Here is a 13,745-nt window from a genome sequence, read left to right as displayed (position 1 = left end):
TTGCCGCATTTTTACCAATAAGAAAATGGGTATGGTTTGGCTGTGATGTAGAACAGCTCTTTAAATCTATACCATTCCAAGTACCGGGAGATTACCTACTAATAGGTATTTAATTATATTAAATGTTAAAATATTTCCATACAACATTATCAGATGGTATATTCATTGATAAAATTTTAATTTATTCCTTAACCTAAACAGTAAGCTATTATGAAAACAAACTTATTGAAATTCAGCATGTTACTTGCTGCGGCTACTGTGTTCTTTGGATGTGATCCAGAGGAAGAAGAACTGGTGCAACCAGAGTTACAAGGAACTGTTAGTAAAAATAGTGGAACAACAACAGGTCCCTGCCAAACTATAACCTTTGATAGAGATGCGATAATTAGAAATGGTGATGGTTTTGTGACAGGGGTGAGGGTAAACCAATCATCTACCACTGTGGGTGTACAAGCCTTTCAGAGAACAGGAACTGGACCTAATGATTATAGCTCAGTGAACGTAGCTAATATCTTTAATTCTAGTCAGGCTACTCCAATACCCGATGATCATCAGATAGATGACCTACTTACTCCTAACTCAATGTATGGTGGTGGAGGGATTAGTACTGATGGGGGTGGAGTCACTAATGATCAAGCAATGAGAAACATGATGATCATCAATAGGACTACTGATCCTTCTCAGGCTTACGATTATAATGATGGGGGAAAGATGGCATTTGATTTCTATAACTATGGCTCTGTAACTATGTCCTCAATTACGGTAATTGACGTTGACTCGTATGAAGGCTTAGGAAAAGTGGTTCTTTATGGTTTAGGTGGTGTTCTAAATACCTTTACTTTCAAAGCACTCGGAGACAATAGTAAAGAGGTTGTGCAATTAGGAAATACATCTGGAGTAGTAAGAATAGAGGTTTATCTTGGCCCTGGAACTGATCCGATATCTGGCTCGGGTGCCGTTGACAATATTGCCTTCTGTGAGGAGCGTAGAGAATCTGGTTGTACCTATACCCAAGGCTACTGGAAAAACCATGCAGATCCTAGAAGTAAAAAGTACGATGATGCTTGGAATGACTATCTCAATATAAACTTCTTCAATAGTGGCATATCTTACCTGCAAATTCTGAACACAGCACCTAAGGGAGGAAATGCCTATCTCGTCTTGGCTCACCAGTATATTGCTGCCATATTGAATGTTGAGAATGGAGCTTCTACCACACCTGAAGTTGACGCTGTTCTCAATGCTGCTACAACTTATTTTAGGACTGCAAACATGGCGTCGCCATACAGTGGGCGTTTCACCAAAAACCAATTGACCCAATGGGCTGATGTCTTGGCCAGATACAATGAGGGTAAAATAGGTCCAGGCCATTGCGATTGATGTCAGTGATGCAATAAGTATAGTTTGTTCATTAAAAAAGCCGCTGCAATCCTGCAGTGGCTTTTTTAATGAACTCTTGACTTTTCCCCTGTAATGTTTAGAAAGAAAAGGGAATATCTTTATTCTTGTAGAGACTTTACGTATTCATCACCTCTATGAAACTCAGATTGACGTTCCTTGCTGCCGTAAGTTGTCTTCTTTACGCAGGTTGTACTTCACTAAAAAGTAACTCAGAAGATTTAGTGCAGCAAGAATTGCCCGCATCAGCTTTGCAACCAGTGGGAAGATACCAGGTGAACAACGCGCAAAACCTGGAGCTGATCACGTCTGCTGCCCATGTGGGATTCAGCTTTGAAGGAAGAGAGGCAAAGGTAGTGGCATCTGCTTCTTATGCGGGGGCACACAGTTATTTTCAATATGAATTAGATGGGGAATACCAAAAAAGGGTAAGAATCTCTGGGTTGAATGACACGGTGGTGATTACCGCGCCCTCAGCGGGCAAGCACACCGTTTGGGTGTACAAAACCACTGAGGCCCATACAGGTCCGTTGGTGATTCAGAAAGTGGTTGGAGCCAACGTAAAGCCTCTCATACGACCTAATGCGCCATTGATTGAGTTTATCGGGAATAGCATTACCTGTGGAGCAGCGGCAGATCCGTCTGAGGTCCCGTGCGGCACCGGCGAATACCACGACCAGCACAATGCGTACCAAGCGTATGGGCCCAGAGTAGCCAGAGCCGTGAAAGCCAACTTCATCCTGAGCAGTGTAAGTGGCTACGGGGCTTATCGAAACTGGAACAATAACGGTCCCACTTTACCTGAAGTCTATGAGAAAATAGATTTGCAGGGGAAAACAACCCAACGTTGGGACTTTGCCAAATTCACCCCAGCAATTGTGAGCATTGCCCTGGGAACAAACGACTTCAGTGATGGGGATGGAAAAACACCAAGGCTGCCCTTCGACAGTGCCCGCTTTGTAAACGCGTATGTTGGCTTCGTAAAAGACGTGAAATCTAAATACCCCAAAGCCCAGATCGCTTTAATGAGCAGTTCCATGATGAACGGTCCCAGAAAGCAGACGCTGGAAAACTGCCTAACTGCGGTAAAAAAACAAATCGATACGGCCTATCCTTCAGCCAAACCAGTAGCCCTGCACTTCTTCAAACCCATGCAGGCCAGCGGTTGCACCGGGCACCCCAGTGTGGCCGAGCATGGCGTCATGGCAGCAGAGTTGGAGCCTTTCTTCAAGAGCCTGTTGTAGAAGGAAGTATTCTTTTATCTATCCAAGAAGCCGCTTTTGGCCTGTTTTGAAGAAAACAAAGCTAAAGCGGCTTCTTAGATTTTACCCGCTGGCGCGAGCCTCCGGCTCGTGTCCGCACGCATTCCAGAGAAACACGTTGCTGAGAAAGGATATATTAACGTACTCTTGTTATCCTGAAAGGATCTAGGGAGGAGGCGGTAATGTCCTTTCTTTCATGATTTTTAAGTTCGCCCACAAGATCTTTTCTAGATGATATTTTTGTTTGAGGCCCTCTTTAAGATAAGCTGCTTACCTAAAAAAGCCAAAAGTAAACCGTATCAGAAATGCGTGCGGACACGAGCGGGACGCTCGCGCCAGCGGGTGGGTTACCTGTATAACTGATGAATGGTTCCAGGTACCTATTGTTTACAGGGGGCATACTTCAAGTTTGAGTAAAACGGTAACTTGGAGTAGTAGTTATAGCCAGTTTGCAACTGGCGCCAGTTGCAAACTGGCCACCTGGAAGCCACAAGTTTCAAACTTGCGGCATTAGAAAGGAAAAGAAGAATCCGTTTATGAACTGTTAAGTGAAAAACAGACCATAAACGGATTCTTCTAATCCAAACAATAGCATTGAGGAAGAACCAAAAAAGCTTATTCCTTTTTCCGGTTCCGTTGGATGAGCCGGTGGATGTAGGTGAGCTTTTCTACCACAGGGGCCGAGAAGGTTTCAGGAAGCAGGTCTGGGAGGCCCAGGGAACGGTTTACCTCGTTTACCTTTAAACTCAAATCAGCGTACCGGAGGAGCATTTCTTCCAATTGGGGATCTACCAGGTTTTCACTGGGTAGATCTAAAAGGTCCTGGTTGTCAGCGGTGTCCAGGACGGCCATCATGTCCAGGTAGGTACCCCAGGTTTCGGCGAAGTCTTCCCAGGAGTGCATGGTGGCGTAGGCGCTGATGTAGCTGTTCCGCCAGTAAGGTTTAGGCCCGTTTTTGTAATAATGGTCCATGGCCTCAGAATAGGTGGGATTTTCGTGGTCCCCGAAGACAGCTTTGTATGCTTCCTCATCTTTGTCCTGAATTAACAGTTGCCAGTAGTAGTGGCCTATCTCATGGCGGAAGTGCCCGATCAGCGTGCGGTGCGTCTCTCCAAATGACACGCGCAGTTTTTCTCTTTCTACCGGGTCGGCCTCGCTTAAGTTGATGGTGATTTTGCCATCGGCGTGGCCGGTGAATACTTTTTCGCCTTTTTCCAACCCTATCCAACCTAGAACAGGAGAAGCTTCTACGTCTTCTTTGAAGTCAAAGGAGAGGGGAAGTTCAAAGTTAGAGGCCTTGGAACCGTAGGGCAGGCCTAGCTCATCTAATAGGTAAAGCAGGCGGCGTTTGGCTACTTCCAGGTCGTACCACTTCTGGGCGTTTCCCTCTACAGACAAATCAGGAATGGTTTCAGTGAGCTGGCAATAGTTGCATAACTGTTGAAAGTTGGGGTTTTGGCCTGCCGGGGTTTCTACCATGCGGTTGCACACGTTGTAAGTAGAATAGTTGTAGCATTTCACCACGTGGGAACGGCACTCCTGATTGGTGCAGATGTAGCCGCCTTTCCCATCCAGTTCCATGGCATGTATGCCTTTGCACACCGGGCACCAGCCAACTTCTCTGTTGCAGGAAACACAGAACGAATTCTCAAAAAAAAGTTTATTGCCGCAACTGCAGTGAAATGTTCTCATTCTAAATATCGGTTTACTTAAGGCAAGCTTTAAGGCTAATTATTTTTACTGTGTACTCTATGTCTTACCCCTAAAAGCTTGATTGCGTTTGCATTTGCTGCTGTGGGATTGGTGTTGCCTCCAGTAGGGGGTTAACACTTACACCGTAACTAGTTTTTTGCTTTCCATTAGTCTTAAGGGTGCCTTTCAAGGGGCTACAGTCTGAATAATCTGACCCATGGGATGCTTTGATGTAGTGCACATCTGCCAGCAGGTTGTTAGTAGGGTCAAAACCTTGCCACCCGAACCCTGGAATGTATGCTTCAGCCCAGGCGTGCATCACCGCTGATCCTTCAAGTTCCAGACCCTGGTTAAGGTAGCCAGACACATAGCGGCACGGAATCTTGTTCAGGCGCGCAATGCCTATAAACAAATGGGTATAATCCTGGCAGACACCACGACCTATTTTCAATACCTCATTAGCCGATGTACATACCGTAGTAGGTTTGGGATCAAACTCCAGCAAATCACTAATAAAGGCATTCAGCTTCTGCAGGTAATCATACACACCTTGTTCTGGGTCCCGCATCAGCAGCTTGCTGTGATACATTTCCTTGATGTTGGTATAATGGCCAAAGCCTAGAAATTGGTGGTTCTCCAGGTAAAACAAGTGTTCTCGAAGCAGGCGTTGCTCCTCCTGTACAGGTAACATACCTTCCAACGGAAAGTCAGTCATGTTTTTCTCTACAATGGCCCGCATCTGAAATTCAAATGCCTTGAAAGGCTCCACCGTATGCAGGTTGATTACCTCAAAGCCAAAAGGGTTGGTATGCTGAAAGGTTTCTGCCTCCAACGAGTTACTGTACGTCACGCTCCGCACCACCTGATTTTCGTTCTGGCAAGGTAGAATCAGGAAAGAAAAGAAGGCCTCCCTCACATTTTCTTCATACGTGTTGTGGGTACGATACACCACTTCGTATTCTGTTTTCATAAATGAAAGGCCAAAACTGGCATCAATGGTATTTTAAATATTTAACGTCTAGTAAACTGGCAATCTCATAGATATTGTCCAGAGTTCTTTGCAGAAACTGAGGAGCCCGGTCTTCTACTTCTTCAATGGTGAGGTACTGGAAACGGCAGGCCAATTTGCCGGCCATAAACTCCAGAGACTCTTTCCTGCTTTCTTCCTGCTGGAAAGAAATTCCCTCAATACACTTCTTAATCCACTCCATGCTATACGCAACAGACTTAGGAAACTGGGTGTCAAAAAGTAAAAAATCTATGACGTGTGACCGGGTGGGGCTGGTTTTGTGGCAGCGCATGAACATGTCAAAAGCCTCGGTGCTCTTGAGGGTGGTGCTCCACTGGTAGTTTTCAAGGGCGCTTCCTTGTTTCATCTCCTCAAATTTCTCAATGTCGTCCAGCTTGGTTTGCAGAATGCGGATCACCTGAATGGCGCGTTCCAGGTGCATGCCCAGGGAGATAAGCATCCAGACATCATTGTGGAGCAGCGTGTTTTCAATGTAGCCCTTGGTGATGTAGCTATTCTCTTCAATGCGGCGGGCAAAGAACTCAATCTCCTCGGCCGGCATTTCGGCCGTCATCAGCTCATTTACTTTGTGGTAAAAGCGGTTGATGGCTTCCCACAGCTCTATGGAAATACTGTCGCGGGAACCGCGGGCATTCTCCCGTATGCGGCCAATGTAACTGAGGATAGAAAACTGGTTTGATTCAGAGATAGAGATAAAGTCAATGACTTTGTCGTCTTCCAGCTTCTCATGTACCCCAAAATACGCGTCTTTGCTGCCGGCCATGTCCAGGATGGACTCCAGTATTAGTTCGCGGTTCTGACCCAACGGCGCATCTACTGAAGAAACATATTGAACACGGGTGTATCGGGCAATATGTTCGGCTCTCTCAATGTAGCGCCCCATCCAAAACAAGCTGTTTCCAATTCGTGAAAGCATGTATAGTCTTTTGTTTGTGTTCGTGTTACTTTTTACCTCCAGAGGTCTTCCTCAGGAGGGGTGAAGGTTGGTGCTGGAGCCCATATGGTGATTCTCCTGGCTTTAAACTTCTCTGCTTTTTAGTGCAAATTCTCCCCTTGAGGGGAGCAAAGAGGGGTGTTAACTCCTGCAGATCATGGCTGTTACAGCTTCAATCTAATCTCCTGTGTAAACACCCCTCTTGATCTCCCCTCAAGGGGAGAATGGCAGTAAGGGACTTATCTGATAGTGCATCTGTTACTCTGCACCGGGTTTGCCCATAGACATAGAGCCCTGGGTACCTATGGACATGCCTTGCGGACCCATGGTCATGGTCTCGCCGTTCAGGGTCATGCTTTGTTCCATAGAGCCGTTTTGCTGCATAGATTGGCTTGCACCGTCTTCGGCCATAACCCAGGTATCTTTGGAGCCACCGCCTTGCGAGGAGTTTACAATCAGGCTGCCTTTTTTGAGGGCAACGCGGGAAAGGCCTCCTTTCAGCACGAACTGGCGGTCTTTACCCAAGAGGCAGAACGACCGTAAATCCACGTGGCGGGGCTCAAACTGGTCATCGCCTTCAATGAAGGTGGCGTGCGTAGACAGGTTCATGACCGGCTGGGCGATGTACTTGCGCCGGTTCTCAGAGATGAGGGTTTTGAACTCGCTGATCTGCTCTTTGGTGGCTTTGCTGCCAATGAGAATGCCATATCCGCCGCTTTCATCTACTGGTTTAATCACCAGCTTGTCCATGTTCTCCAGCACGTACTGGTAGTCATCGTCTTTTTCGCAACGGTAGGTGTGCACGTTGTTCAGGATGGGTTCTTCCTGCAGGTAGTACTTGATAATGTCAGGCACGTAGGTGTACACGGCTTTGTCATCGGCGAAGCCGGTACCCGGGGCATTGATAAGGTTGACATTGCCTTTTTTATAAGCCGCCATAATACCCGGCACGCCCAGCATAGAGTCTGGTTTGAACTCCATAGGGTCCAGGAAGTCATCATCCAGGCGGCGATACACCACATCTACCCGCTTAGGACCGTTGATGGTCTTCATGTACACAAAGTTCTTGTCAACGTACAGGTCGCGGCCTTCTACCAGCGGCACGCCCATAGTAAGCGCCAGGAACGCATGCTCAAAGTACGCCGAGTTGTACACGCCCGGGGTAAGCACTACGCAGGTAGGGGCGTCTATGCCTCTGGGTGCCACAGACTGCATGGTGGCTAGCAGTTCCTGCGGATATTCACCAACCGTTTCCACGTTAAATTGCCTGAACATCTGGAACAGGGTACGTTTCATGGCTACCCGGTTAGAGAGCACGTAGCTGATCCCCGACGGACAGCGCAGGTTGTCTTCTAGCACGTAGTATTCGCCGTCACTGTGCTTGATCAGGTCAGTGCCAGAAATGTGGTTGTAGATACCACCCACAGGTTTCACCCCAATCATAGCCTTGAGGTAGTTCTTGGAAGAGAAGATCAGGTCGGCGGGGACTACTTTGTTTTTTAATATGTGCTGGTTTGAGTAGATGTCCTGAATGAACAGGTTCATGGCTACGCAGCGCTGCAGGATGCCTTTCTCTACTTTGGCCCACTCAGCAGCCGGGATAATACGGGGGAACAGGTCAAAGGGGAAAATGCGCTCAACGCCCTTGGCCTTGTCTGAATACACAGAAAAGGTGATGCCCTGGTTAAAGAAAGACATCTTGGCGTGTTCATTCAGCGTCTTGAATTCTTCTTTAGAGAACTCCAGAAACTGCTGATATACCGCCTGGTAATGCGGATGAACCTCACCGGGTGCCCGGAACACTTCATCTAAAAAATTAGGCGGAATCTGGTAATTCGCGAATACTTCACTTGTCTGGTTCTGGCGCACAGCTGCATCCATATCTGTAGGTCTAAAAATGTAATTAAGTAAGAGGTAACCCTTCTGTTTTGTAAAGCAGGTAGAACTGTTTACCTGTTTTGCGTGCTTTTTTATGAAAAAGGAGCCAAAGCCTGCGCGGTATCAAGCCTTCCTTCTGCCACAGGTACCCAAATCCATTTGTGACTATTGGTAGGGCTATCTCTGCCTGGATAAACGAGCCTGAGATTCTATGGGCCTGCCTGGTTCTCCCTAAACTGCACCTTACGAGAAAAAGGAGGAGCTTAGTTAACCACCCAGGAATATAAAAAAGCTTCTAAAGCAAAAATCAGTATTTATCAGGAGTGGCTTAGGTAGTTTACGCAGGTGAAAAGAAGTAATCTGGGCTTTAAAGCGTGCTTAAACCTCCCTGCCTTTATAGAATTTTTCGTCAGGTGAGCGGATGTGCACCCGGAAATCTATTTGGTAGAATGGAAACTCCCAAAGCCGCACCTCTAAAGGAGCGCTCCTGAAGTGCCTGGGTGGGCATCTATCAAAAGCCAGTATAACCCCTGTGCTTTGAGCCCGTTTTATAGAAAGTGAGTTGAAAACAATCCTAAACCCTGGTGCCTCTTTGTGCAACCAGGGTTTTCGGGAGCTTGCTCATGCCTCTGTTTCCTTTTTACCACAGATGCCTTTTATGACCCATCTAATGCCTTTACCAAACCATTACCTTTCCTTTCTTAAGAGTTTAACTTCGGCCAAAAGCCGGATATTCTTTTTAGTATTCACCTTGATGACGGTGCTGGCTTTACCAGGCCAGGCCCAGGAACAAGCCAAAGACACCGCTGCGGCCGAAGTGCTGGAGCCAGACTGGCCCATAGACACGCTGGGCCGGCGCACGCCACGTGGAGCTGTGCAAGGCTTTATCAAGTCCATTGCCGATGAAAACTATGACCGGGCGGCCCTTTACCTGAACCTGGACAGCACCCTGGACCAGAAACAGAACGGAGCCAAACTCGCCCACGCCCTACAGCGCCTGCTGGACCAGAGCGGGGACATCATTCCGTATTCTTTGCTTAGTGACACCTATGACGGCCGTGAAGACGATAACCTGGGTCCTAACCTGGACCGGGTAGGGGAGGCCACGGTCAACGGCGAAGAGTTTGACTTGTTCCTGGAGAAAATGGAAGACGAAGAGGGAGGTCCTATCTGGCTTTTCTCTTCCCAGACGGTACAACGCATTCCGGAGGTAATTGAGGAAACCAAGAAGCCTCTCGCCGATAGGGTCATGCCCGAGTTTGCCGTGGAAACCAAATGGAACGGCGTACCCGTAGGGCAGTGGCTCTTCCTGCTTATGATAGCGGGCCTGGCATATGCGGCCTCTTGGGTGATCACCCGGTTGGTGGTGTTTATCTTGATGCGCACCTGGCGAAAAGCCCGGGAAGAGCACATTGAAGGCATCATCCACGCGTTCACCTTGCCCATTCAACTGTACCTGGCTTTGTGGCTGTTCATTGCCACTACGCAGCGGGTGGGCATCTCCATCATTGTGCGCCAGCAGTTCAGCCAGCTTACGGTACTCATAGGCCTGATGGTCTTCCTGCTGCTGTTGTGGCGCTTGATAGAAGTAATGTCACAGTACCTGGAGCGGCGCCTTACCCGCAAACGGAATCAGGCGGCCTTGTCGGCGGTGCTGTTTTTGCGGCGCGGGGCGAAGATCGCGATTGTGGTGTTCGGGGTAATTGCGTTTCTGGGCACCCTGGGCTTTGACGTAACCACTGGTTTAGCCGCCCTGGGGATTGGTGGTATCGCGCTGGCACTGGGCGCGCAGAAGACCGTAGAGAACTTTGTAGGCAGCGTGACGCTCATCGCCGATCAGCCCATTAGGGTAGGGGACTTCTGCAAGGTAGGTGATACGGTAGGCACCGTAGAATCCATTGGCATGCGCTCTACCCGCATCCGGACGAATGACCGCACAGTAGTGACCATTCCTAACGGTGATTTCTCGTCGCAACGCATTGAGAACTTCGCGCACCGTGACCGCATCTGGTTTCACCCTACGTTTGGCGTGCGCTGTGACACCAGCCCAGACCAGATCCGGTATTTGCTGGTAGAACTTCGGTCCATTCTCTACGCCCATCCCAAAATTGACCCCGAGTCGGCAAGGGTACGTTTTGTGCGGGTGGGAGCTTCCTCGTTTGACCTGGAGGTGTTCTCCTATGTACTCACAAGCGAATTCAATGAGTTTCTGGAAATTCAGGAAGACCTCTTGCTGCGCATGATGGATGTGATTGACTCCAGTGGCTCCAGTTTCGCGTTCCCGTCCCAAACCATTTACCTGGGCCGTGACACCGGCTTGTCTGAAGAGAAAACCCAGGCCGCGCAGGAAAAGGTAAACCAATGGCGTGACGCCGATGACCTGCCGCTCCCGCGGTTCAGCCCTGAGCGCATAGAAAGTTTGCGCAATACCATTCCGTACAAAGAGAAAGGGGCATAGAAGTAAATGCACAAGCGCAAAAAGCGATTCGGGGCTGATTTCATAAAATCAGCCCCGAATCGCTTTTTGCGCTTTACATGCCGCAATTTTGAGCGGAGCGGTAACTTGTGGCTGGACTTGAGGCCAGTTTGTAACTGGCGTGGTACATGATTTAAGGAAGTAGTTGATCAGATAAATTCGCCAGTTGCAAACTGGCGATCATTTCTACTCCAAGTTACCGTTTCGCTCAAACTTGAAGTATGGAAGAGTAGCAGCAGGTATTTCCAACTAGCTGTGGAAGGCTTGAAGAACACCCTGCGCTAAAAAATCCAAAGGCAAAACGTCTCTGACGTATCATAAAATTACTATATTCGGCTGTTTATTGGATTTTTCCTGTCGGTCTGTTTCTTATGCGTCGCCTGCTATTCTTTCTTTTTGCGTTTTTCTGGGTCCAGTCTGTTTTAGCGGAGGCGCCCTCGGCGGGCCCTTTTGCCGGGTTTGTGCACAACAAAGGGCAGTGGTTGGACAACATTTTGTACAGCACGGAGCTGCCGCAGGGTTGGCTTTTCCTGGAGAAGAAAGGTTTTACCTATAATTTTCTGGAGTCCGCTTATTTTGACCTGGAGCACGAAGAAAAAGGCGAACAATCCTTCAGGGGCCACAGTGTAAAGGTGGAACTGGTGGGAGCTAATGCCCATGCTACCATCTCCAGCCACCAAACGCTTCCGGAGTACCGCAACTACTTTCTGGGGGCAGATCCGGCCCAGTGGGTGAGCCGGGTGCCGTCCGCAAGGGAGATCCGCTACGCGGGCATCTTCCCCCGCATCGACCTGAAATTCTATGCCACCGGGGGCAAGCTGAAGTACGATTTCGTGGTGCAGCCCGGCGGACAAGTAGCGGCAATCAAGATGAACTACCAGGGTGTGGACCAGGTGTCGCTCCGGAACGGGAGGCTCTGGGTGCAGACCTCAGTAAACGAATTCACCGAGGAGACGCCGTATGCCTACCAGCTGGTGAACGGGGTGGAACGCCCAGTGGCCTGTGCCTTTACCCTAAACGGTAAAGAAGTGGGCTTTGCAGTGACAGGTGCGGTTGACCCACGCCTGCCTCTGGTTATTGACCCCGAGGTGGTTTTTGTGACCTATACGGGTACCCGTACCGGGGCCTCTTCTAACGGAGCTACCGCAGACCAGGCCGGCAACACCTATGCCGCCGGACAAATGATGGGAACGCTTTATCCGGTTACACCCGGGGCGTATCAAACTACCAGGAAAGGCGCCAACACGGTCATCTCTAAGTTCAACTCCACCGGTACCCGCTTGCTGTACGCCACCTATTTGGGCGGCAACCGAGGCGAGTACCCGCTGGCCATGCTGGTGACCAACGCCTCTGAACTGGTCATTGCAGGCACTACGTTTTCCCCGGACTTTCCTACTTCGGCCACGGCCTATGACAAGGTGTTGGGCACAGGCAACTTCAATTCACCGGCCGACTTTTACATCACCAAGCTCTCAGAAGACGGAACTACCCTGCTGGCTTCTACCTTGATTGGGGGGGTGTCCTCGGAAGGATCTGGTTCGGCTATTCCGCTGGGGCTGGCCACCGACAAAGAGGGGAGTCTCATCATTGCTTCTTCTTCCTTCTCGCCGGATTTTCCGCAGGTGAAGGCTATTCAGCTTGCAGGAAGAGGCTATACCGGTGTCATCGCGAAGTTCAACGGGTCGCTTTCCACGCTATTGTTTTCCAGCTACCTGGGCGGACTAGGGACGGACCATATCACCGACCTGAAAGTAGGAACCACCTCTGGGCACCTCTACCTGGTGGGAAACACCACCAGCCAGGACCTGGTCACGACTGAGGGAGCCTTGCACCGACGGCCTTTGGGCGGGAAAGACGGCTTCTTGATGGTGGTAGACCCAACCCAGGGGAAACTGGTGGCGGGCACCTACCTGGGAACGGCTGCGCAAGACCTCGCCCAACTGGTGACACTAGATAAGGAGGAGAATGTGTACGTCGCCGGCTACACTTCCGGCCGCTACCCCGCTACGGCTGGTACCTATCAAACCCCCGAAGGAAACGGTGGGCACTTCCTTCATAAGCTGAATAAATCCTGTACCATTACTGCCTTTTCTACGCATTTAGGCAATAGCCAGCCTCCACAGCCCGGCCAGCCTCAATTCACCGCAGAAAAAATACCTACGGCGTTTGAGGTAGATGCCTGCGGAAGTATCTTCTTAAGCGCCTATTCTTTATCGGGCAGCCCCCTCACAGGAAATGCCCTTAACCGGGGCCAGTTGAACTTATATCTGTGCCAACTGTCCAGAAATGCGCAAAGATTGGAGTATGGCTCCTTTTTCGGGAGTTCTCAATTAAACCACGTGCATTTTGCCAACAAAGGTTTGATAACCAAAAACGGGCAATTGCACCACAATGAATGCTCTTCTGTTAAAACCCTGAGTCCTACTCCGGGCGCCTATTCGGGCAGCATGGCCACTAATTTTGAGGGAATCATCACTAAGTTTGAGTTCGGGCCGGGCAGCACTTCCGGGAATCCGGAGGCTCCCAACATCATCACACCCAACGCTGACGGCAAAAACGACTTTTTCGTGATCAAGAACCGGGGAGAGAACGCCCACCTGGAGATTTACAACCGCTGGGGCAAACTAGTCTTCAAAACAGACCGATACCAGGATGAGTGGGACGGAAAGGATTTATCAGAAGGCACCTATTTTTATGTTTTTGATGGCCCCGGTGCCTGCCAGCCCCTGAAAGGCTGGGTAGAAATTGTACGGTAAGGGAGCGGGGTTGGAAAAGAGAGCAACCGATGATAGTAGCAGGTAAAAGGTAAATCAATGGCGTAAAGCTGAGGATCTTCCCTTGTCCAGCTTTAGACCAGCGTGCATAGAGAGCTTGTGCCACATCTTCCCGTAGAAGGAGAACTAATGAAGCTTTTTCTGTTCTGGTAAAAGCCTTGCTTTCGCTGGCGCGAGCCTCCGGCTCGTGCCTTCTACTTTCAACCTAGAAGAACAGAATACCTGCAGCAAACGTGACCTCTGGAATGCGTGCGGACACGAGCCGGAGGCTCGCGCCAGCGGGGTATAGGTGTCATTTTGC

Annotated in this window: 8 protein-coding genes; 4 read left to right on the top strand and 4 right to left on the bottom strand. The window is 49.4% G+C overall.

Annotated features, from left to right (window positions below; all coding sequences use genetic code 11):
* The first annotated feature begins 210 nt into the window (after positions 1-210).
* Both DC20_RS00835 and DC20_RS00830 read left to right on the top strand, forming a co-directional pair.
* A complete protein-coding gene (locus DC20_RS00835; protein ID WP_157592999.1) occupies positions 211-1,380 on the top strand; it encodes a hypothetical protein in 1,170 nt (389 codons plus the stop codon).
* Positions 1,381-1,535: 155 nt separating this feature from the next.
* Positions 1,536-2,642, top strand: coding sequence for an SGNH/GDSL hydrolase family protein (locus tag DC20_RS00830; protein ID WP_083470198.1), 1,107 nt, complete (start codon positions 1,536-1,538; stop codon positions 2,640-2,642).
* A 633-nt stretch (positions 2,643-3,275) separates the two neighbouring features.
* Here the strand turns inward: DC20_RS00830 and DC20_RS00825 are convergent.
* The 4 genes from DC20_RS00825 to DC20_RS00810 form a co-directional block, all read right to left on the bottom strand.
* A complete protein-coding gene (locus tag DC20_RS00825) occupies positions 3,276-4,352 on the bottom strand; it encodes a zinc-binding metallopeptidase family protein (RefSeq protein WP_062542093.1) in 1,077 nt (358 codons plus the stop codon).
* Positions 4,353-4,422: 70 nt separating this feature from the next.
* Positions 4,423-5,322 (bottom strand): transglutaminase domain-containing protein, encoded by a 900-nt coding sequence (locus DC20_RS00820; protein ID WP_062542092.1) that lies wholly within the window; start codon positions 5,320-5,322, stop codon positions 4,423-4,425.
* A 22-nt stretch (positions 5,323-5,344) separates the two neighbouring features.
* Positions 5,345-6,298 carry an alpha-E domain-containing protein gene (locus tag DC20_RS00815; RefSeq protein WP_071885347.1) on the bottom strand — a complete coding sequence of 318 codons (954 nt, stop codon included), beginning with the start codon at positions 6,296-6,298 and terminating at the stop codon, positions 5,345-5,347.
* Between the two features lie 276 nt (positions 6,299-6,574).
* Positions 6,575-8,197, bottom strand: a complete 1,623-nt coding sequence (locus tag DC20_RS00810) for a circularly permuted type 2 ATP-grasp protein (RefSeq protein WP_071885346.1) — start codon at positions 8,195-8,197, stop codon at positions 6,575-6,577.
* Between the two features lie 655 nt (positions 8,198-8,852).
* Here DC20_RS00810 and DC20_RS00805 point away from each other — a divergent pair.
* Both DC20_RS00805 and DC20_RS00800 read left to right on the top strand, forming a co-directional pair.
* The gene (locus tag DC20_RS00805; protein WP_245652276.1) at positions 8,853-10,652 is read left to right on the top strand and encodes a mechanosensitive ion channel family protein; all 1,800 of its coding nucleotides are present in this window, start codon (positions 8,853-8,855) and stop codon (positions 10,650-10,652) included.
* 389 nt (positions 10,653-11,041) lie between these two features.
* Positions 11,042-13,426, top strand: a complete 2,385-nt coding sequence (locus DC20_RS00800; RefSeq protein WP_062542090.1) for a gliding motility-associated C-terminal domain-containing protein — start codon at positions 11,042-11,044, stop codon at positions 13,424-13,426.
* Positions 13,427-13,745: the final 319 nt, after the last annotated feature.

Origin of the sequence: Rufibacter tibetensis, from assembly GCF_001310085.1 — a bacterium.
GTDB lineage: Bacteria > Bacteroidota > Bacteroidia > Cytophagales > Hymenobacteraceae > Nibribacter > Nibribacter tibetensis.
The sequence above is the reverse complement of the archived record's forward strand: the minus strand, read 5'-3'. Positions and strand labels throughout refer to the sequence as shown.